The sequence below is a fragment of the Lysobacter sp. N42 genome (genome assembly GCF_004344885.1).
This window is the reverse complement of the sequence record NZ_SKFB01000022.1, coordinates 18,336-38,265: the sequence shown is the minus strand read 5'-3', so window position 1 is coordinate 38,265 and position 19,930 is coordinate 18,336. Positions and strand designations below refer to the sequence as shown.

Annotated in this window: 21 protein-coding genes; 5 read left to right on the top strand and 16 right to left on the bottom strand. The window is 71.7% G+C overall.

The features are described 5' to 3' along the window. Window positions 1-15: 15 nt before the first annotated feature. Window positions 16-558: a Smr/MutS family protein gene (locus tag EYQ95_RS19260; protein ID WP_132329436.1), complete on the top strand. Its 543-nt coding sequence runs from the start codon at window positions 16-18 to the stop codon at window positions 556-558. Here EYQ95_RS19260 and EYQ95_RS19255 read toward each other — a convergent pair. The 9 genes from EYQ95_RS19255 to EYQ95_RS19215 form a co-directional block, all read right to left on the bottom strand. Then, on the bottom strand, window positions 555-782 hold the full coding sequence (locus EYQ95_RS19255) for a hypothetical protein (RefSeq protein WP_132329433.1): 228 nt from the start codon (window positions 780-782) through the stop codon (window positions 555-557). The genes EYQ95_RS19260 and EYQ95_RS19255 overlap by 4 nt on opposite strands. A gap of 96 nt (window positions 783-878) precedes the next feature. Continuing rightward, the gene (gene truD, locus EYQ95_RS19250; RefSeq protein ID WP_132329430.1) at window positions 879-1,922 is read right to left on the bottom strand and encodes a tRNA pseudouridine(13) synthase TruD; all 1,044 of its coding nucleotides are present in this window, start codon (window positions 1,920-1,922) and stop codon (window positions 879-881) included. After that, the gene (gene ispF, locus EYQ95_RS19245; protein ID WP_132329427.1) at window positions 1,919-2,398 is read right to left on the bottom strand and encodes a 2-C-methyl-D-erythritol 2,4-cyclodiphosphate synthase; all 480 of its coding nucleotides are present in this window, start codon (window positions 2,396-2,398) and stop codon (window positions 1,919-1,921) included. Before ispF ends, truD begins: the two co-directional genes overlap by 4 nt. Beyond that, window positions 2,395-3,096, bottom strand: coding sequence for a 2-C-methyl-D-erythritol 4-phosphate cytidylyltransferase (gene ispD / locus EYQ95_RS19240; RefSeq protein WP_132329424.1), 702 nt, complete (start codon window positions 3,094-3,096; stop codon window positions 2,395-2,397). Before ispD ends, ispF begins: the two co-directional genes overlap by 4 nt. Beyond that, window positions 3,093-3,428 (bottom strand): cell division protein FtsB, encoded by a 336-nt coding sequence (ftsB, locus tag EYQ95_RS19235; RefSeq protein WP_132329421.1) that lies wholly within the window; start codon window positions 3,426-3,428, stop codon window positions 3,093-3,095. The genes ispD and ftsB overlap by 4 nt, the downstream gene beginning before the upstream one ends. Window positions 3,429-3,434: 6 nt before the next feature. Further along, window positions 3,435-4,718, bottom strand: a complete 1,284-nt coding sequence (gene eno, locus EYQ95_RS19230; RefSeq protein WP_132329418.1) for a phosphopyruvate hydratase — start codon at window positions 4,716-4,718, stop codon at window positions 3,435-3,437. A 105-nt stretch (window positions 4,719-4,823) separates the two neighbouring features. Further along, window positions 4,824-5,657 carry a 3-deoxy-8-phosphooctulonate synthase gene (gene kdsA / locus EYQ95_RS19225; protein WP_132329415.1) on the bottom strand — a complete coding sequence of 278 codons (834 nt, stop codon included), beginning with the start codon at window positions 5,655-5,657 and terminating at the stop codon, window positions 4,824-4,826. A 67-nt stretch (window positions 5,658-5,724) separates the two neighbouring features. Next, window positions 5,725-7,407 (bottom strand): CTP synthase, encoded by a 1,683-nt coding sequence (locus tag EYQ95_RS19220; protein ID WP_132329412.1) that lies wholly within the window; start codon window positions 7,405-7,407, stop codon window positions 5,725-5,727. 128 nt (window positions 7,408-7,535) lie between these two features. Next, the gene (locus EYQ95_RS19215; protein ID WP_132329409.1) at window positions 7,536-8,123 is read right to left on the bottom strand and encodes a hypothetical protein; all 588 of its coding nucleotides are present in this window, start codon (window positions 8,121-8,123) and stop codon (window positions 7,536-7,538) included. 188 nt (window positions 8,124-8,311) lie between these two features. Between EYQ95_RS19215 and parE the strand changes: the two genes are divergently transcribed. Next, window positions 8,312-10,222 carry a DNA topoisomerase IV subunit B gene (gene parE / locus EYQ95_RS19210; RefSeq protein ID WP_132329406.1) on the top strand — a complete coding sequence of 637 codons (1,911 nt, stop codon included), beginning with the start codon at window positions 8,312-8,314 and terminating at the stop codon, window positions 10,220-10,222. Window positions 10,223-10,335: 113 nt separating this feature from the next. After that, complete coding sequence (locus EYQ95_RS19205; protein WP_132329403.1) at window positions 10,336-10,983, top strand: methyltransferase domain-containing protein; 648 nt, start codon at window positions 10,336-10,338, stop codon at window positions 10,981-10,983. A gap of 114 nt (window positions 10,984-11,097) precedes the next feature. Here EYQ95_RS19205 and hutG read toward each other — a convergent pair whose 3' ends face one another. From hutG to EYQ95_RS19180, 5 genes are all read right to left on the bottom strand, one after another. Further along, the gene (gene hutG, locus EYQ95_RS19200; protein WP_132329400.1) at window positions 11,098-11,910 is read right to left on the bottom strand and encodes an N-formylglutamate deformylase; all 813 of its coding nucleotides are present in this window, start codon (window positions 11,908-11,910) and stop codon (window positions 11,098-11,100) included. 27 nt (window positions 11,911-11,937) lie between these two features. Next, window positions 11,938-13,287: a glutathione-disulfide reductase gene (gene gorA / locus EYQ95_RS19195; RefSeq protein ID WP_132329397.1), complete on the bottom strand. Its 1,350-nt coding sequence runs from the start codon at window positions 13,285-13,287 to the stop codon at window positions 11,938-11,940. A 67-nt stretch (window positions 13,288-13,354) separates the two neighbouring features. Next, complete coding sequence (locus EYQ95_RS19190) at window positions 13,355-14,620, bottom strand: FAD-binding oxidoreductase (RefSeq protein ID WP_132329394.1); 1,266 nt, start codon at window positions 14,618-14,620, stop codon at window positions 13,355-13,357. Between the two features lie 94 nt (window positions 14,621-14,714). Further along, window positions 14,715-15,977, bottom strand: a complete 1,263-nt coding sequence (locus EYQ95_RS19185) for a DUF418 domain-containing protein (protein ID WP_132329391.1) — start codon at window positions 15,975-15,977, stop codon at window positions 14,715-14,717. Between the two features lie 144 nt (window positions 15,978-16,121). Further along, on the bottom strand, window positions 16,122-16,601 hold the full coding sequence (locus tag EYQ95_RS19180; RefSeq protein WP_132329388.1) for a peptidylprolyl isomerase: 480 nt from the start codon (window positions 16,599-16,601) through the stop codon (window positions 16,122-16,124). A 99-nt stretch (window positions 16,602-16,700) separates the two neighbouring features. On the opposite strand from EYQ95_RS19180, the gene EYQ95_RS19175 reads away from it, so the two are divergent. After that, complete coding sequence (locus EYQ95_RS19175; RefSeq protein WP_132329385.1) at window positions 16,701-17,261, top strand: C40 family peptidase; 561 nt, start codon at window positions 16,701-16,703, stop codon at window positions 17,259-17,261. Between the two features lie 133 nt (window positions 17,262-17,394). Further along, complete coding sequence (locus EYQ95_RS19170; protein WP_132329382.1) at window positions 17,395-18,015, top strand: C40 family peptidase; 621 nt, start codon at window positions 17,395-17,397, stop codon at window positions 18,013-18,015. Window positions 18,016-18,107: 92 nt separating this feature from the next. Here the strand turns inward: EYQ95_RS19170 and EYQ95_RS19165 are convergent, their stop codons facing one another. Next, window positions 18,108-18,596, bottom strand: coding sequence for an acyl-CoA thioesterase (locus EYQ95_RS19165; protein WP_207916541.1), 489 nt, complete (start codon window positions 18,594-18,596; stop codon window positions 18,108-18,110). A 2-nt stretch (window positions 18,597-18,598) separates the two neighbouring features. Then, window positions 18,599-19,924, bottom strand: a complete 1,326-nt coding sequence (locus tag EYQ95_RS19160) for a dicarboxylate/amino acid:cation symporter (protein ID WP_132329379.1) — start codon at window positions 19,922-19,924, stop codon at window positions 18,599-18,601. Window positions 19,925-19,930: the final 6 nt, after the last annotated feature.

The window sequence follows — 19,930 nt, the reverse complement described above, 5'->3', positions numbered from 1 at the left end:
GGCTACGCTGGCGCCATGCACGAGCGCGACGACGACGACGCCGACCTCTTCCGCAGCGCGGTCGGCCCGGTGCGGCCGGTGAATGCGCCGCCTGCGCCGCCGGCCCCGCCCAGGCCGCGGCCGCGCGCGCGCATGGCCGAGCGCGACGAGGCCGAGGCACGGTCGGAGTTCCGGCTGGCGATGGACGAGGAACTGCTCGGCGCGGGCGACGTGCTCAGCCACCGCAGCGAGGCCCTGCCACCCACCACGTTCGCGCGCCTCAGGCGCGGCGAGCTGTCGGCGCAGGAGGAGATCGACCTGCACGGGCTCACGGCGGCGCAGGCGCAATCGCTGCTTCGCGAGTTCCTGGCCGACGCACGCCGGCACGGGCTGGGCTGCGTGCGCATCGTGCACGGCAAGGGCCGTGGCGCCGACGAACTCGACGCCAGTGGCGCGCCCATCCTCAAGAACATGGTCGACCGCGTGCTCCGGCACCGCTCGGACGTGCTCGGCTTCCATTCCGCGCCACCCGCCCAGGGCGGTACCGGCGCCGTGATCGTGCTGCTGGCGAAGCGCTAGTCGTCGCGCGACCGGCGCTTGACCGGCGGATGCACCCAGGTGACATCGATGCCGCGCCGGCGTGCGATGGTTTCCACCTGCTGGATGTAGGCGTGATCCTGCACGATCGTCTGCCCGCTCCAGCGGGCCGGCGCCGCGCGCGCGGTCGATTCGGAGGTGGTGGCGCAGCCCGCGGAGATCGCCGCGAGCGCGAGGACGATGCAGAAGCAGGCGGAACGGGACATGGGAAGCCTCCCGGCGGGTCCATGGCGCCCGCCCGGTGCGGGCGTCGAACCGGTTATACGCCCGCCACGGCTCCCGTCGATCCGCCCCGCCGCGCTTTACGACGAGCGGTGCACGCGGCCGGATTCGAGGTCGCCGAGCTCGGCCAGCACCGTGGTGGCGTAGGCCCCGGGCGGCAGTTCGAAGGCCAGGCGCAGGCCGTCGGCCTCCCACTGCCAGGCCAGCGCCGCCGGTCGCATGCGCAGCGCGCGCCGCTCCTGCTCCAGGCCCGCCGCTTCCAGGCCCGCGCGCAGCGCGGGGGCGTCACCCGCCGCGAGAATGGCATCCTCCAGGCCACGGCAGCCCCCCTGCGTGCGGGGTTCGCCCCGCCCCCACAGGGGTCCGGTGGGATGGATGTCGAAGCCCGCACAGCGCGCCTGCAGCTCGGGCGTGGGCGATTCCGGCCCGAACACGCTGCGGCGGCCGTCGAGCATCCACACCTCGCCCTCCAGCCCCGTGTTCCACGACCCCTCGGCCACGCGCGCGGCCAGCACGCGGTTGAACAGCTCCGAGCGGGCCGCCGACAGCAGCAGGCTGCGCTCCTCCCGCCGCACGCGGCGGCCGGCGAACATCGCCAGCGCCTGTTCGACGTTGTCGCCGGCGCGGCCGAACCGCTGTTCGCCGAAGTAGTTGGGAACGCCATCGCGCGATATCGCTTCGAGCCGGCCCGCGATCGCCTCGCGGTCGCCCTGCACCTCGCGCAGCAGGAGCTCGAAGCGATTGCCCGCCAGGGCGCCGCGCGGCAGCTTCCGCGAGTGCCGCGCGCTCGACAGCACGCGCAGGCCCTCGCCTTCCAGCGAGGCGGTGTCCGGCGCGTCGCGCCCGGGCAGGTGCACGCTGAAGCGCTGCCGGGTGACGGCGTGGCGGTCCTTGAGGCCCGCATAGCCGATCGCCACGTCGCGCACGCCGGCCCAGGCGGCGAGGCGACGCGCGACCTCGGCGGTGTTGAGCCCGCGCTTCTCGATCGTCAGCAGCAGGTGCTCGCCCTGCCCGCTGGGCTCGAAGCCCGCGATCTCCTCGACCACGAAATCCTCGTGGCGCTCGCGAAAGCGCGCCGCCAGCACCGCATCGCCATGCGCCCGCGGCTGCCGCGCTGCGCTCATGCGCGCACCAGCAGGCAGACGGCCATCGCCGCGATGCCGTCCTCGCGGCCGGTGAACCCCAGGCGCTCGGTGGTCGTGGCCTTGATCGAGACCGCATCGACGTCGACGCCCAGGTCTTCGGCGATGCGCTCGCGCATGAGCTGCGCATGCGGGCCGACCTTCGGGCGCTCGGCGAGCACGGTGGCGTCGACGTTGCCCACCCGCCAGCCGCGCTCCCCGGCCAGCGCCGCGCAGTGGCGCAGGAAGTCGCGGCTGTCGGCATCGCGCCAGCGTTCGTCCGACGGCGGGAAATGGCGGCCGATGTCGCCCAGCGCCAGTGCGCCGAGGATGGCGTCGCAGAGCGCGTGCAGCACGACGTCGCCGTCCGAGTGCGCGACGACACCGCGCGCGTGCGGGATCCGCACGCCGCCGAGCATCACGTGGTCGCCCTCGCCGAAGGCATGCACGTCGATGCCCTGGCCGATGCGGATGTTCATGCGCTGGCGCCCCTTCGCGCGAGCAGGAACTCGACCAGAGCGAGGTCGGCCTGCGTGGTGACTTTCAGGTTGTCCTCGCGGCCTTCGACCAGGCGCGGACGGATGCCGGCGAGCTCCATGGCCATGGCCTCGTCGGTGGGCAGCACGCCGAGCTCGCGGCAGCGGGCCAGTGCCGCGCGCAGCGCAGGCAGCGGGAAGGCCTGCGGCGTGAACGCGCGCCACAGGGCCTCGCGCGGCTGCGTGGCGGCGATGCGACCATGCTCGCCGCGCTTGAGCGTGTCGCGTACCGGCGCGGCGAGAATGGCGCCGGCGTCGTCGGCGAGCGCCGCGTCGAGCAGGCGCGATATATCCGCCGCGTCGAGGTTCGGCCGCGCCGCGTCGTGCACGGCCACGAGGGCGCTCCCATGCCCTTGCGCCTCCAGCGCGTCGAGGGCGGCCAGCACCGAGTCGGCCCGCTCGGCGCCACCGGTACAGGTGAGAACCGGCTTGCCCGCGCGCGCCGTCCAGCCCGGCCACCAGGCGTCCTCCGCGCCGATCGCGACGATCGCGCCCGCGATCCGCGGCTCGGCCAGGAGCGCATCCAGCGCGAATGCGAGCAGCGGCTGGCCGTGCACCTGCAGGTACTGCTTGGGAACGTCGCCGCCGAAGCGCCGGCCGCGACCCGCGGCGGGCACGACGGCCCAGACCGGCCGCGTCATGGCGAGGGCGCGGGCGCGGCGGGTGTCCCGGCCGTGGACTCGCGATCGACCACGCGATAGAAGACTTCGCCCGGCCGGATCATGCCGAGCTCGCTTCGCGCGCGCTCCTCCACCGCCGCCTCGCCGGACTTGAGGTCCTCGACCTCCGCGGCCAGCGCATCGTTGCGCTGCCGCAGCCCGCCGTTCTCGCGCTCGAGCCCGGCGACCTGCGCCTCCAGCGCCTCCACGGCGCGTCGCCCGCCCTCGCCCAGCCACAGGTGCGCCTGCAGGCCGGCCAACAGCATCGCCAGCACGACCAGCAGGATCAGCACGCCGCGGTGGGTGCGGGCCATGTCGCGTCAGCGCAGCGAGACGAACGCGTCGCGGCCGGCGTAGCGCGCCGCGCCGCCGAGCTGCTCCTCGATGCGCAGCAGCTGGTTGTACTTGGCCACGCGGTCGCTGCGGCAGAGCGAGCCGGTCTTGATCTGCGTGGCGGTGGTGGCCACGGCGATGTCGGCGATGGTGGTGTCCTCGGTCTCGCCCGAGCGGTGCGAAACGATCGCGGCGTAGCGGTTCGCGTCCGCCATCGCAATGGCTTCCAGCGTCTCGGTCAGCGTGCCGATCTGGTTGACCTTGATGAGGATGGCGTTGGCGACCTTCTGGTCGATGCCCTCGCGGAAGATCTTCGGGTTGGTCACGAACAGGTCGTCGCCGACCAGCTGCACCTTTCCGCCGATGCGCTCGGTGAGCAGCTTCCAGCCGGCCCAGTCGTGCTCGGCCATGCCGTCCTCGATGGTCACGATGGGGTAGCGCTGGGTCCAGTCGGCGAGGAAGTCGACGAACTGCTCCGGCGTCAGGCGCTTGCCCTCGCCCTGCAGGTTGTACTTGCCGTTCTCGAAGAACTCGCTGGAGGCGACGTCCAGGCCCAGCAGCACGTCCTCGCCGGCGCGGTAGCCGGCCTTGCCGATCGCTTCGAGGATGGTTTCCAGCGCTTCCTCGTTGCTGCGCAGGTCCGGCGCGAAGCCGCCCTCGTCGCCCACTGCGGTCGACAGGCCGCGACCCTTGAGCACGCTCTTGAGCGCGTGGAAGATCTCGGTGCCCGCGCGCAGGGCCTCGGAGAAGCGGTCGAAGCCGACCGGCAGCACCATGAACTCCTGCAGGTCGACGTTGTTGTCGGCATGCGCGCCGCCGTTGATGATGTTCATCATCGGCACCGGGAGAGCCACTTCGCGCCCGTTCGCAAGGTGTTGCCACAGCGGCACGCGCCTGGACATGGCGACCGCATGCGCGTTCGCCATCGAGACGCCCAGCAGCGCATTCGCCCCGAGGCGGCCCTTGTTCTCGGTGCCGTCGAGGTCGATCAGGCGGCGGTCCAGCCCGGCCTGGTCGGCGGCATCGAAGCCGGCGAGCGCCTGCGCGATCGTGGTGTTGACGTTCTTTACCGCCTGCGTCACGCCCTTGCCGAGGTAGCGCGTCCTGTCGCCGTCGCGCAGCTCCACGGCTTCCTTCGTACCCGTCGAAGCGCCCGAGGGCACCATCGCGCGGCCGAAGCTGCCGTCGGCGAGGGTCACTTCCGCTTCGAGCGTGGGATTGCCGCGGCTGTCGAGGATCTCGCGGGCATGGATCTTGGCGATGCTGGTCATTGCGGTCCTGTGATCTGGAAAGGGCGGTGCAGCCACGGATTCACGCGGTTAACACGGATCGATCGCTGCCTTGATCCGTGTCATCGGTGTCCATCCGTGGCCAGTTCAAAAATCCTGCTCGAGAAAGCCGTTGCGCTTGGTCACCTCGTCCAGCGCCTTCAGCGTTTCCAGCAGCGCGCGCATCTTCGGCAGCGGCCAGGCGTTCGGGCCGTCGGAGAGCGCCTTGTCCGGATCGGGGTGCGTTTCCATGAAGAGGCCGTCGATGCCGACCGCGACCGCCGCCCGCGCGAGCACCGGCACGTGCTGGCGCTGGCCGCCGCTCGAGCTGCCCTGCCCGCCCGGCAGCTGCACCGAATGCGTGGCGTCGAACACGACCGGGCAATTGGTCTCGCGCATCACGGCGAGCGAGCGCATGTCGCTCACCAGGTTGTTGTAGCCGAAGCTCACGCCGCGCTCGCAGACCATGATCTGCGTGTTGCCGGTCGCGCGGGCCTTCTCCACCACGGGCTTCATGTCCCAGGGGGCGAGGAACTGGCCCTTCTTGATGTTGACCGGCTTGCCGGCGCTGCAGACCTTCTGGATGAAGTCGGTCTGGCGCACGAGGAAGGCCGGGGTCTGCAGCACGTCGACCACGCTGGCGACCTCGTCGATCGGCGTGTACTCGTGCACGTCGGTCAGCACCGGCACGCCCAGCTGGCGCTTCACTTCGGCAAGCACCTTGAGGCCCGCTTCCATGCCCGGGCCGCGGAATCCGTTGACGGAGGTGCGGTTGGCCTTGTCGAAGCTGGACTTGAAGATGAAGGGGATGCCCAGTTCGGAGGTGATCTCCTTGAGCTTCCCGGCCGTCTCCATCTGCAGTTCCATCGATTCGATGACGCAAGGGCCGGCGATGAGGAAGAACGGCTTGTCGAGGCCGACCTCGAATCCGCAGAGGTTCATGCAGTGCTCCAGTGCATCGCGCCGCGGGGGCGCGGCGCGAGGGGGAAAATGAACGGCGCGCCCGCCATCAGGCGCTCGCTTCCTTCAGCAGCCGGCCGCCTGCCTGCGCGCTGTGTTCGCGCGCGGCGCGGATGAAGCCGACGAACAGCGGGTGGCCGTCGCGCGGCGTCGACAGGAACTCGGGATGCGCCTGGCAGGCCAGGAACCACGGGTGGCGATCGCGCGGCAGCTCGACCATTTCCACCAGCAGGTCATCCATGGACTTGGCGGAGATGACCAGCCCCGCGTCCTCGAGCTGGGTGCGGTAGCGGTTGTTGAACTCGTAGCGGTGGCGATGGCGCTCGCCGACGACGGTCGCGCCGTACATCTCGTGCGCCAGCGTGCCGGGCTTCACGCGCTGGTCCTGCAGGCCCAGGCGCATGGTGCCGCCGAGGTCGCTGTCCTCGCTGCGGCGCTCCACGTCGCCGGTGGACGTGCGCCATTCGGTGATCAGGCCGATCACCGGATGCGGGGAGTGCTTGTCGTTCTCGGTGCTGTTGGCGCCGGCAAGGCCGCAGACGTTGCGGGCATAGTCGACCACCGCCGCCTGCATGCCGTAGCAGATGCCGAAATACGGCACGCCCGACTCGCGGGCGAACTTCGCGGCGAGCACCTTGCCCTCGAAGCCGCGGTCGCCGAACCCGCCGGGCACCAGGATGCCGTCGACGCCGGCGAGCGCGGACACGCCCTGCTTCTCCACGTCGCTGGACTCGATCCACTTGAGGTTCACGCGCGTGCGCTGGCGCAGGCCGCCGTGCTTGAGCGCCTCGGCGACGGACTTGTAGGCGTCCTGGTGGTCGACGTACTTGCCGACCACGCCGATCGTCACCTCGTCCACCGGGTGCTCGCTGGCGTCGAGCACCGCATCCCACTCCGACAGGTCCGCCGGGCCGGCCTGCAGCCCGAGGCGACGGATCACGATGTCGTCCAGGCCCTGGTCGTGGAAGAAGCGCGGCAGCTTGTAGATGTTGTCCAGATCGACCGCCGAGATCACCGCGCGCTCGGGCACGTTCGTGAACAGCGCGATCTTGCGACGCTCCGAGTCCGGCAGCGGCTGCTCGCTGCGGCAGAGCAGGATGTCGGGCTGGATGCCGATGGAGCGCAGCTCCTTCACCGAGTGCTGGGTCGGCTTGGTCTTGAGCTCGCCGGCGGCCGCGATCCAGGGCACCAGCGTGAGGTGCATGAACAGCGTCGACTCGGGGCCGCGCTCGCTGCGCAGCTGGCGGATGGCCTCGAGGAAGGGCAGCGACTCGATGTCGCCCACGGTGCCGCCGATCTCCACCAGGCCGATGTCGAAGCCGGTGGTGGCCTCGATGATCGCGCGCTTGATCTCGTCGGTGATGTGCGGGATCACCTGCACGGTGCCGCCGAGGTAGTCGCCGCGGCGCTCCTTGCGGATCACCGACTCGTAGATGCGGCCGGTGGTGATCGAGTTCTTGCGCGACAGCCGCGTGCGGACGTAGCGCTCGTAGTGGCCGAGGTCGAGGTCGGTCTCGGCGCCGTCGTCGGTGACGTACACCTCGCCGTGCTGGAACGGGCTCATGGTGCCCGGGTCGACGTTGATGTACGGGTCGAGCTTCATCATCGTCACGCGCAGGCCGCGCGATTCGAGGATGGCCGCGAGCGAAGCCGCCGCGATGCCCTTGCCGAGCGAGGACACCACGCCGCCGGTGACGAACACGAGCGGCGTTACATGGCTTGGAGACGTCATGGGGTCGGGGGCGCAGGAAACCCGTAGTTTACAGGGCGTCGGCGCAGGCCGCGACCGGCCTTCCGCGAACCGCGCACGAAAAACGCCCCGGCACGGGCCGGGGCGTGGATGTCGCGCGGATCAGGGCGTCACTTGTGCTTCCTGCGCGCCTCGCGCTTGGCCTTCTTGGCGGCAAGCTCGTCCATGCGGGCCTGCTTGGCGTCCTCCTCCGACGCGGCCTGGCCGGTGCCCGCGAGCGCGTCGGCGTCGGCGGTCGCGCCGGCGGTGACGGCCGAGCGCTCGGCGGCGGTCGGGTTGCCGGAGACGGCCTCGACGGCCTGCGCGCTCGCGTTCGCCGCACCCTGCGCGTCGGCGCGGGCCGGCAGGTCCGCAGTAGTGGCCGCCGTGTCCGCGGAGGTGCCGGTCGCCACCGAGGCGTCGACGGCGGTACCGGCCGTGACGGCCGGCGTGGCGACCGTGGCGTCGGCCGTCACGGCGGAAGTGGCGGTCGCCGTCGGGCTCGTCGAAACGGCCTGCGTGGCGCGGTCGCTCGCCTGGGTGGCGGCCTGCGAACCGCTGCGCGCGCCATCGCGGACCGGCGTGGTGGCCGGCTTGGTGGCCGCCGTCGGGGCGACCGCGGGGACTGCGCCCTTGGCACCGACCGCGGTCTGGGCGAACGCGGCCGGCGCGACGAGTGCGGCCGCAAGGACGGAAACGGCGAGGGTACGGTTCTTCATCGAACACTCCTTTGTGGGGGAAGCACCGCGCCGGCTCGCATCATCGGATGCCGCACGGCCGGCACGCGGCGCACCGTACGGGTGGCCGCCGTTGCCCCCGGGTGAATAACGGCCCGTTTACGCCAGCGGCCGTTCAGCCTCGCGCGTGGTCTGAGCGGCTGCGACGCGCTCTGTTAGCATTTCGACTAATGAACAAGCGATACAACGCCGCCGACATCGAGGTGCTGTCCGGGCTGGACCCGGTCAAGCGCCGCCCGGGCATGTACACCGACACCGCCCGTCCCAACCACCTGGCCCAGGAGGTCATCGACAACTCCGTCGACGAGGCCCTGGGCGGCCATGCACGGACCGTCGAGGTCACGCTGCATGCCGACGGCTCCTGCTCGGTGCAGGACGACGGCCGCGGCATGCCGGTGGACATCCACCCGGAGGAGAAGATCCCGGGCGTCGAGCTGATCCTCACGCGCCTGCACGCGGGCGGAAAGTTCAGCGGCAACAACTACACCTTCTCCGGCGGCCTGCACGGCGTGGGCGTCAGCGTCGTCAATGCGCTGAGCACGAAGGTGGACGTGCGGATCAGGCGCGACGGCAACGAGTACCGGATGACGTTCAAGGACGGCTTCCGTGATTCGCCGCTGGAGGTCATCGGCAGCGTCGGGAAGAAGAACACCGGCACCCGCGTGCAGTTCTGGCCCGATCCGAAGTATTTCGACAGCGCGAAGTTCAACGCGCGCGCGCTGCGCCACCTCCTGCGCGCCAAGGCCGTGCTCTGCCCGGGCCTGACCGTGCGCCTGGTCGACGAGGCGACGGGCGAGCGCGACGAGTGGTACTTCGAGGACGGCCTGCGCGACTACCTGCGCGGCGAGCTCGGCGAGCGCGAGGTGCTGCCGCAGACGCTGTTCGTCGGGCACCTGGCGAAGGAAACCGAGGTCGTCGACTGGGCCGCGGCCTGGGTGCCGGAAGGCGAGCTGGTGCAGGAGAGCTACGTCAACCTGATTCCCACCGCGCAGCACGGCACGCACGTCAACGGCCTGCGCTCGGGCTTCACCGATGCCCTGCGTGAGTTCTGCGACTTCCGCAACCTGCTGCCGCGCGGCGTGAAGCTGGCGCCGGAGGACGTGTGGGATCGCGTGGCCTTCGTGCTGTCGATCAAGATGACCGACCCGCAGTTCTCCGGGCAGACGAAGGAGCGCCTGTCCTCGCGCCAGGCCGCCGGCTTCGTCGAGTCCGCCGCGCACGATGCGTTCTCGCTGTGGCTGAACCAGCACGTCGAGCTCGGCATGAAGATCGCGCAGCTGGCGATCGAGCGCGCCGCCGCGCGCCTGAAGACCGAGAAGCTGGTGGTGCGCAAGAAGGTCGTGCAGGGTCCCGCCCTGCCCGGCAAGCTCGCCGACTGCGCCTCGCAGGACCTCTCGCGCACCGAGCTGTTCCTCGTCGAGGGCGACTCGGCCGGCGGCAGCGCGCGGCAGGCGCGCGAGAAGGACTTCCAGGCGATCCTCCCGCTGCGCGGCAAGATCCTCAATACGTGGGAGGTCGCCTCCGGCAGCGTGCTCGCCTCGCAGGAAGTGCACGACCTCGCCGTCGCCATCGGCTGCGACCCGGGCAAGGACGACATCTCCGGCCTGCGCTACGGCAAGATCATCATCCTCGCCGACGCCGATTCCGACGGCCTGCACATCGCCACGCTGCTGTCGGCGCTGTTCCTCAAGCATTTCCCGGCGCTGGTCGCCGCGGGCCATGTCTTCGTGGCGATGCCGCCTCTGTTCCGCATCGACATCGGCAAGCAGGTGTTCTATGCGCTCGACGAGGAAGAAAAGCGCATTCTGCTCGATCGCATCGAGCGCGACCGCGCGCAGAAGAAGAAGGGCGCGCCCACGGGCGCGATCTCGGTCACCCGCTTCAAGGGCCTGGGCGAGATGAACCCGCAGCAGCTGCGCGAGTCGGCCATGCACCCCGACACCCGCCGCCTCGTGCAGCTCACGGTGGACGACCAGGACGCCACGCTGGCGCTGATGGACATGCTGCTGGCAAAGAAGCGTGCGTCCGACCGCAAGGCCTGGCTGGAGAGCAAGGGCGACCTGGCGACGCTGGAGGTGTGATCCGGCGCGGATCGCGGAGCATCCCGCCAGGCGCCTGCGAAGACCCCGCCATTGCGCGTCATGCGCGGGGCGCGATGCTCTAGCATCGCGCCTGGTTTCCATCGAGCCGCGCCATGTCCCGCTCCGATCGCCATCTCGACCTGGGGTGCGGCAAGTTCCCGCGCAATCCGTATGGCCGCACCGAAGTCTGTGGCGTGGACATCCGCGCCTTGGGCGATGCGGCCGGCTTCGAGCTTCGGGCCGCCAATCTCGCGACGCAGCCGATTCCTTACGACGACGGAAGCTTCGCGTCCGTCTCGGCCTTCGACTTTCTCGAGCACATGCCGCGGATCCTCCCCACCGTCGACGGGTCGGGGACGACGTTTCCGTTCATCCGCCTCATGAACGAGATCTGGCGGGTGCTACAGCCTGGCGGCCGGCTCTACGCGCTCACGCCAGCGTACCCGCACCCGTCGGCGTTCAGCGACCCCACGCACGTCAACATCCTCACCGACACGACGCACGAGTACTTCACCGGCGACAACCCGCCCGGGCGGATGTACGGCTTCATCGGTCATTACCGGCTGCTACGCGCCGAGCGCGTGCGAATCGACGACCATTACAGCGCGATCGCCGGCTCGAGCGAAAACCGCGCGCAGCCGGCCGGCCTGCGCCGCATCGCGCATAGCCTGCGCGACGTCATCCGGCGCGTGCGGGGCAAGGCGCGTGCCGACGACATGCCCTACCTACTGTGGGAGTTCGAGGCGGTCAAACCCGATTGAACTGCCGCCCGGCGAGCGGGCGGCTTCGTCGCGATGCTCCATGACGCCCCGGCATCGGCCGGGCTGAAGAACTGGCAGCCGCCAGGATCCTTCACCTGACGCCTCAGCCGGATGTCAGCCCTCGGGCGCGAGGCAGGCGCGCAGCAGCGCGCCGATCACCTCGCGCGCCTGCTCCGCGCGCGAGGCGTCGTAGGCGAAGGTCGACTCGTCCATGTAGATGCGCTGGCTCACCTCCAGCTGCACGGCGTCGATGCCCTCGGCGGGCCGCCCGTAGTGGCGGGTGATGTAGCCGCCCTTGAAGCGCCCGTTGACGACCCAGTCGTAGCGGCCCTGCGCGGCCAACCTGGCTTCCAGGCCTGCCTGCAACGCCGGCGAGCAGCTCGCGCCGGCCGCGGTGCCGAGGTTGAGGTCGGGCAGGCGGCCGTCGAACAGGAACGGCAGGTCGCTGCCGCGGATGGAATGGGCTTCCCAGAGCACGACGCGGCCGTGCGCGTCCCGCAGGCGCGCGAGTTCGGCCGCCAGCGCCTCGTGGTACGGCCGCCAGTAGCGCTCGCGGCGCGCGGCGATCTCGGCGGCGTCCGGCGCCTGGCCGTCGAGGTAGATGGCCTCGCCGCTGAAGCACTGCACCGGGCACAGGCCGGTGGTGTTCTGGCCGGGATACAGCGAGGCATCGTCCGGCGGGCGGTTGAGGTCGACCACGTAGCGCGAGAAGCGCGGGACCAGCATCGACGCGCCCAGCTCGTCGCGCGCGAAGGCGTAGAGCCGCGAGACGTGCCAGTCGGTGTCGGGCGCGCCCCGCGCGCACTCGGCCATGCGCGCGGCGAGCCCGGGCGGGATCGCGCCGCCGTCATGCGGCAGGCTCACCAGCAGCGGCACGCGGCCGCGGTGGAGCGTGTAGGTCTCGGTGCTGACGATGGCGTCGCTCATGCGTTCGGGCCGATCGCGTCAACGCGGCTAGCGCATCAGCACGACTTCCTCGGCGCTGGTGGGATGGATGGCGATCGTATCGTGCAGGTCGTCGAGCGTGACGCCCGCGCGCAGCGCGACGGCGAAGCCCTGCAGCATCTCGTCCGCCGCCTCGCCCAGCAGGTGCACGCCGACCACGCGCCGCTCCGGGCCCACGCAGACCAGCTTGAACAGGCTGCGCTGCGGCGAGCCGGCCAGGGCATGCAGCATCGGGCGGAAGCCGGCGCGCAGCACGTGCACCCCGTCGCCGAAACGCTCGCGCGCGGCGGCCTCGGTCAGGCCGGCCTGGCCGATCGGCGGATGCGAGAAGACCACGGTGGGCATGGCCTCGAACTCGAGGGCACGCCGCTCGCGGCCGCCGAAGACGCGGTCCATCAGCCGGCGTGCCGCGGCGATGGCCACGGGCGTGAGCGCGGGCATGGCCGTCAGGTCGCCAACGGCGTAGATGCCGGCCACCGCGGTCGCGCCGAAGGCATCGACGGGCACGTGGCCGCGCGCGTCCACGGCCACGCCCGCCGCCTCCAGCCCGAGGCCGGCGCTGGCCGGGCGCCGCCCCGTCGCGAACAGCACCTGCTCCACCGGCTCGCTCCAGTCGCCCTGCCCGTCCTGGCAGCGGATCGCGCCGGGCTCGCCGTCGAGCGCACGCGTCGCGGTGCCGAAGCGGATATCGACGCCGTGCTGGCGGTAGTCGTCGGCGAGCTGGGCGGTGATGTCGGCATCGAAGCCCTCCAGCAGGCGCGGGCCGCGCACGCGCAGGGTCACGCGGCTGCCCAGTGCCTGCAGCACGCCGGCGAGTTCGACGGCGATGTAGCCGCCGCCGACGATGGCCACGGTGGCCGGTGGCGCGCGCCAGGCGAAGAAGTCGTCGGAAACCGAGCCCAGCTCCGCGCCGGGGATCGGCGGCCGGGACGGCAGGCCGCCGGTGGCCAGCAGGATGTGCGAGGCGCTGAGGACCATGCCCGCATCGGTCTGCACGCGCCGCGCGTCGAGCAGGCGGCCGCGATGCGGCATCAGCGCGATGCCGGCGGCGTCGAGGCGGCGCCGGTAGCTGGCATGGATGCCTTCGATGTAGCGCTCGCGGTGCGCGACGAACCCGGGCCAGTCCAGCGCGGCCGACGCCCGGCCGAAGCCCAGCGTCTCCGCCATGCGCAGCCGGCCGGCGACTTCGGCCGCCAGCCACATCGCCTTCTTCGGCACGCAGCCCACGTTGACGCAGGTGCCGCCCAGCGCGTTCGGCTCGAGCAGTGCGACGCGTGCGCCATGCTCGGCCGCGCGGAATGCCCCGGCCAGGCCGCCGGAGCCGCCGCCGATCACGATGAGGTCGAAGTCAGTCGTCATCGCCCTTCCGTCCTGTCGTTGGCGCAAGACTGCCAGCCGCGGCGGCACGCCGGCGTGACCGCGTGCATCAGCCCCGCGTGAAGCGCGCCGGGCTGTAGGGCGCGGGGTCGATCGCCGGGGCGCGGCCCGTCATCAGGTCCGCCAGCAGCTGCCCCGTGCCCGCGCTCATGCCCATGCCCATCATCCCGTGGCCGGTGGCCAGCCAGAGGCCATCGCGCCGCGGCACGGGGCCGAGGATGGGAACGTCGTCCACGCACATCGGCCGCCAGCCGTACCAGCGCTCGCGCACCGCCGGACCGGTGGGCACGTGCAGGTACTCCGCTGCGCCGCGTTCGAGCGCGGCCAGGCGGCGTGCATTGAGGCTCGCGTCGAAGCCCGAGAACTCCATCGTGCTGCCCAGCCGGAAGCCGCTGGCCCAGGCGGTGACGCAGACCGATCGCTCGCGCAGCACCAGCGGGCGCCGCGGCGCCAGTGCCGGCGCGTCGTAGGTGATGGAATAGCCCTTGCCGGGCTGCACCGCACGGCGCAGCCAGGACAGGCCGAGCGCGCCGGCTTCCAGGCGCGACCAGGCGCCGGTGGCGAGCACCAGCTCGCCGGCCGTGAACGGCCCGTCCGGCGTGTCGACGCGCCAGTGGGCGCCGTCGCGTCGCACGGCCTGCATCGCGCACTGCGCCCGGATGTCGACGCCGCGGGCGGCGGCGGTGTGCGCGAGCCCGGCGACGTAGCGGTCGGGCCTCAGCATGGCGTCGCCCGGAAAGTGCAATGCACCGGCGATGCCCGGCTTGAGCGCCGGCTCCTGCGCCTGGTAGGTCGCGGCGTCGATCGCCTGCGCCTGGATACCGAGCTCGCGCAGCAGCGGGATCTCGCGCTGGCCGTGCTCGAACGCGGCCGCGTCGCGATAGACGTAGTCGAGGCCGGATTCGACGAACTCCGCGTCGATGCCGTAGCGCGCGATCCAGGCCTCGAGCCGGGCGCGCGAATCGTTGAGCAGCGCGCCCTTGGCCAGCGCGCTGGCGTGCCAGTCGCGGGGATTGGCGCGTGCGGCCAGGCGCACAAGCCAGCTCCAGAGCACGGGGTCGAAGCGCGGCTTCACGTACAGCGGCGCGTCCGGCGTAAGCATCCAGCGCAGCGCCTTCAGTGGCACGCCGGGTGCCGACAGCGGCGGCGCATGGCTGGGCGTGATCGTGCCGCAGTTGCCATGCGAGCTGCCGCCGCCGACCCGGCCGGCCTCGAGGATGCGCACGTGCCGGCCCGCCTCGGCCAGCGCGAGCGCGACCGACAGGCCGATCACGCCGCCGCCGACCACGAGCACGTCGCTTTGCGTGGCTGACATCGATGCGCGGCTCCGGATGCGAAGGACCCCGACGCGACGCGGCGGGCCCGCCATTGTCGGGCCGCCGGGCCGCGGGCGGAACCGGCCGGGCGGCTCAGGCCGTTCCGGCCACCGTGCCACCCGGGCGCGGCTCGCCGCGATAGGTCCAGGCGCGCCACAGGCGCTCCATCGGGCCGTGCGCATGGCGCGCGAGCCACCAGCGGCTGAAGGCGACCTGCGCGGCGAACAGCGCGACCACGAACACCGGCTGCCATGCACGCGGCATGCGCTCGAACAGGCCCAGCCCGTAGCCGTAGAACACCAGCGTGCACACCAGCGACTGCAGCAGGTAGTTGGTCAGCGCCATGCGGCCTGCCGGGGCGAACAGGCCGAGCAGGCGCGCGCCGGCGGCCGAATGCAGTGCCCGCACGATCCACGCCAGGTAGCCCAGCATCATCAGCAGGCTGCCGGCCGCGTGCAGCCCGAAGGCCGTGGCCATGCGCAGGTCCGCGCGGTCGGCGGCCATCTGCGGCTCGAGCCACCAGGATGCCAGCATCAGCGCAAGGCCCAGCGGAAGCGCGGCCCATCGCAAGCCCGCGTACAGCCGGGGGAACGCGGCCGGCCTCGCGATCGCGCCGCTGCGCACGAACCAGCTTCCCAGCACGAACATGCCCAGCACGTGCGCGCCGAAGAAGGGCAGGAAGCCGAGCATGGACAGCGTGTCGCGCGCGCGCTGGGCGGTCGCGGCGAGGAAGTCGCCACTGCCGTAGGCCAGGCGCTGCGCCTCGATCGTGGCGGCATGGCCGGCCGCCTGCTGGTCGAGCGCCTTCTGGAACTCGGCAGCGGCGGTAGGCTCAAGCTGCGCCAGCGAGCCCATCAGCCCGAACAGGCCCATCAGCCCCACCGGCACCAGGTAGATCACGACCGCCCACCACGGCAGCGAGCGCTCCGGGGCGTTGCGGAACAGCAGCAGCGGCAGGGACACCAGCGCGTAGGTGACCAGCACGTCGCCCGACCACACCAGCAGCGCATGCACGAGGCCGATGGCCAGCAAGCCCAGCGTACGCCGCAGGTAGAGGCGCACGAACGGCCGGCCGGCGCGCGCGGCACGCTCCATCATCACCGCGAAGCCCATTCCGAACAGCAGCGAGAACAGCGTGTAGAACTTGCCCTGCACGAGGATGTAGACGAGCGCGTCCACCGCGCGGTCGGCGCCCTGCAGCGACAGGTCGGTGCCGGTCATGCCGGCAAAAAGCGGCCCGCCCATGGCCTCGATGTTCATCAGCAGGATCCCGAGCAGCGCGAATCCGCGCAGCACGTCCATCGCCTGGATGCGCTCGCCGGGCGCGACCGGTTCCAGCAGCGTCGTTGCGTTCACGCCCTTCCTCCCCGAAAGACCTTCGCAGCATGCCGCCCCGGCGCCGATCCGCCTATGCGCCGGACGTCACGGCCCGACGCGCGGCGGCGCAAACGCGAACGGCCCGCCGAAGCGGGCCGTCCGGAGCGACGCCGCGGCGCCGGCTCAGTGGTGGTGGCCACCCTCGCCGTGCACGTGGCCGTGCTCGAGCTCCTCGGCGGCCGCCTCGCGCACCTCGACGATCTCGATGGCGAAGTGCAGGTCCTTGCCGGCCATGGGGTGGTTGAGGTCGACGTCGACCACGGTCATGCCGACCTTCTCGATCGTCACCGCGCGCGGGCCGAAGTTGGTGTTGAGCACCACCTGCATGCCCGGCTGCAGCGGCTGACCCTCGAAGTGCTTCTTGGGGATGCGCTGCGTCAGGCCGTCACGGCGCTCGCCGTAGGCCTGCGCGGCCGGCACGTCGACCTCGAACTTGTCGCCCGCCGCCTTGCCCATCATCGCCTCCTCCAGGCCCGGGATGATGTTGCCGTGGCCGACCAGGATGGCGAGCGGCTCGCGGCCTTCGGAGGACTCCATCGGCGCCTGGCCCTGCTCGGAGACGGTGTAGTGGAAACGGACGACGCTGTTCTTTTCGATGTTCATCAGGAAGGTGTCTCGCAGCCGCGCGGGGCGGAAGGGCGCCCGGTCGGGCTGGACGGACGGTGTTGAAGCGCCGCTTCGCGGGCTGCAAAGTACCGGCCGATGGGGAACGCGCATTATCCGGACAAGGCCACGGGCATGCCAGCCAAGCGCCTGCGCGCGGGCGTGGCGCTCGCGCTCGCGGCGGCGCTTGCGGGCTGCGGCGGCGGCTCGGCCGTCAGGCCGGCGCCGGTGCCGGGGCGGGTCGCGCTGCCGGCGACATGGCCCGCCGTCGCCCCGCAGGACCCTGCCGCCGCCAACGCGGTGCTGATGCGCGCGCTCTCGCTGGTGGGCACGCCCTACCGCTTCGGCGGCAACACGCCCGAGTCCGGCTTCGACTGCAGCGGCCTGGTAGCCTACGTCTACCGCGACATGCTCGACCGGGCGCTTCCCCGCACTACCGCCGAGCTGGCGCGGCTGGGCCCGCCGGTCGGGCCCACGGGCATCGCCGCCGGCGACCTGGTGGTCTTCGGGCCGGCGGGGAGCGTCAACCACGTGGGCATCTACGTGGGCGAGGGCCGCTTCGTGCACGCGCCCAGCAGCGGCGGCACCGTGCGGCTGGACCGGGTGGACGGCCCCTACTGGCGCGAGCACTTCCAGGGCGGGCGCCGGCTCCTCCAATAGCCGCCGTCACCTGTCTGACCCGTTTTCTGCGACCGCGTCCGCAGCGCCTTAACGGTCACCTAACGAGTTGCTAACCAATTGGACCGGTTCGGCGGGCATGATGGCCCCGTGACGAACTTGTGAGGCCCCGGTGATGACGGGACGCAACCCCAACCGAACCTTCACCCGCTGGATCCTGGCCGGTGTCCTGGCGCTCGGCGCCCTGCCGGCCTTCGCGCAGGACGCGACGGCCACCGCCGCGGTGGCGGCGACCACCGAGGCGGGCCGCCCGGCGTCCACCAATTCCATGAGCATGTCCGACCGCGCCCTGATGCTGGCCACGGACATCAATCGTCTGGTCGGCGGCAGCCGCGCCGAGGCCGCCACGCCGCCGAACCGCGTGCAGTCGGTGCTGTCGCGCGCGCTGGCGCTTCTGGGCACGCCCTACCGCTGGGGCGGCACCTCGCCGGAGGGCGGCTTCGACTGCTCCGGCCTGGTCGGCTACGTCTTCCGCAACGCGCTGGGCATCGAGCTGCCGCGGGTATCGCGCGAGATGGCCAAGACCGGCGAGCTGGTGGCCAGCAAGGCCCAGCTGGTCAAGGGCGACCTGGTGTTCTTCGGCAAGTCCGGCACGGTCGACCACGTGGGCATCTACGTGGGCGACGGCAAGTTCGTGCACGCCCCGCGCACTGGCCGCGACGTCACCGTTTCCACCCTCGAAACCGGCTACTGGGGCGCGAAGTTCCTGCAGGGCCGCCGCGTCGCCGGGATCTGACCCGAACACGCATATATATGTATGCGCGCAGGCCGCCTCCGGGCGCCGGCGCGCCGCACCTCGAAGGCCGCCCCCGGGCGGCCTTCGGCGTTCTAGCCTCCTGCTGCGGGCGCCCGCTCGAGGAGGGGCTCGATGCCGCGGCCCAGGGCCATGACGTCGCGCGCGTAGTCGGCCAGGCGCCGGTCCTCTTCCGTGTCGGGCGTCCACGCCGGCACCGGCACCGGCCGCCCTTCCGGTTGATCCAGTGCCACGAAGACGATGACGCAGTGCGTGCACAGCCGGTCGCCGGCGGGGCCGTCCTTCGGGTCGCGGGCATGCACCTCGACGGCGAAGTGCATGCTGCTGGTGCCCGTGTGCACGAGCTTGGCGCGCAGGGTCACGAGGTCGGAGATGCGGATCGGCGCGACGAAGCGGATTCCGCCGACCGCGACGGTGACGCAGTAGCGGCCGCTCCAGGCCACGGCCGCCGCGTAGCCGGCCTGGTCGATCCACTTCATCACCGCGCCGCCGTGCACCTTGCCGCCGTAGTTCACGTCGCCGGGCTCGGCGAGCAAGCGCAGCACGAGTTCGCGGTCGGGCATGCTCAGGGCGTCTCCGTCTCGGGCGCGACGCCGACCTCGGTCAGCCCGGCGTCGTAGACCTTCGTATCCAGCAGCCCGGTCTCGCGCGCGACGAGCACCGGCACCAGCATCTGGCCGGTCACGTTGGTCATCGTCCGCATCATGTCGAGGACGCGGTCGATGGCGACCAGGAAGGCGATGCCCTCCAGCGGCAGGTTCGCCGCCGACAGCACCAGGGTGACCATCACGATGGCCGTGCCCGGCACGCCCGCGGTGCCGAAGCTGCCGAGCACGGAGGCCACGAGGATGGTGAACAGCTGCGTCGCGGACAGGTCGATGCCGAAGTACTGCGCCACGAACATGGCGGTGAGCGCCGGATAGATCGCGCCGCAGCCGTCCATCTTGATGCTCGCGCCCAGCGGCACGGCGAAGGCCGCGTAGTCGCGGTTGACGCCGAGGTTGTGCGTGACCGAGCGGATCGCCGCGGGCATGGACGCGAAGCTCGACGAACTCACGAACGCGATCTGCATGCCCGGCGCCGCGCCCTTGAAGAACTTCACGGGGTTGAGGCCATGCGCGAGCAGCAGCCCGCCGTACACCACCACGATGTGCAGCGCGCAGGCCACGTACAGCGCCAGCACGAAGGTGCCCAGCGGCAGCAGCTTGCCGAAGCCGTAGGCGCCGACCAGGCCCGCGATCAGGCCGAAGGTACCGATCGGCGTGAACTCGAGCACGAAGCGCGTGACCTGGATCATCGTGTCGCTGGCCTCGCCGACGAGCGTGCGCAGCCCTGCCGTGCGCTCGCCCAGCTTCACCAGCGCAAATCCCACCAGCCCGGCGAAGAAGATCACCTGCAGCACCGTGCTCGCACCGGGCACGACCGCGCTGGCGCCGTCGGCATCCTTGCCGATCGCCACGCCCGCGAGCGCCTGGAACGGGTTGGTGGGGACGATGTTGAGCAGCACGTCGACCACGCGCGGCAGCGCCTTCGGCGTGTAGTCGGGATCGGCGGTGAGCCCGCTCACGCCCGCGCCCGGCTGCATCAGCCAGCCCACCGACAGCCCCACCAGCACCGCCAGCGCCGCGGTGGCGGCGAACCACGCGAACGTGCGACCGCCCAGCGCGGCCACCGACTTCTGCCCGTGCAGCGAGGCCACGGCATTCATCACCGCGAAGAACACCAGCGGCACCGCGATCATCTTGATCAGGTTGACGTACAGCGTGCCCAGCGGGCCGAACCAGGCCTCCGCCGTGGGGCCCAGTGCCCAGCCCGCCAGCGCGCCCAGCGCGAAGCCGGCGAGCACGCGCTGCCAGAACGGGATCCTCAGCCAGCCTCGCACCAGCGCCATGGGCGT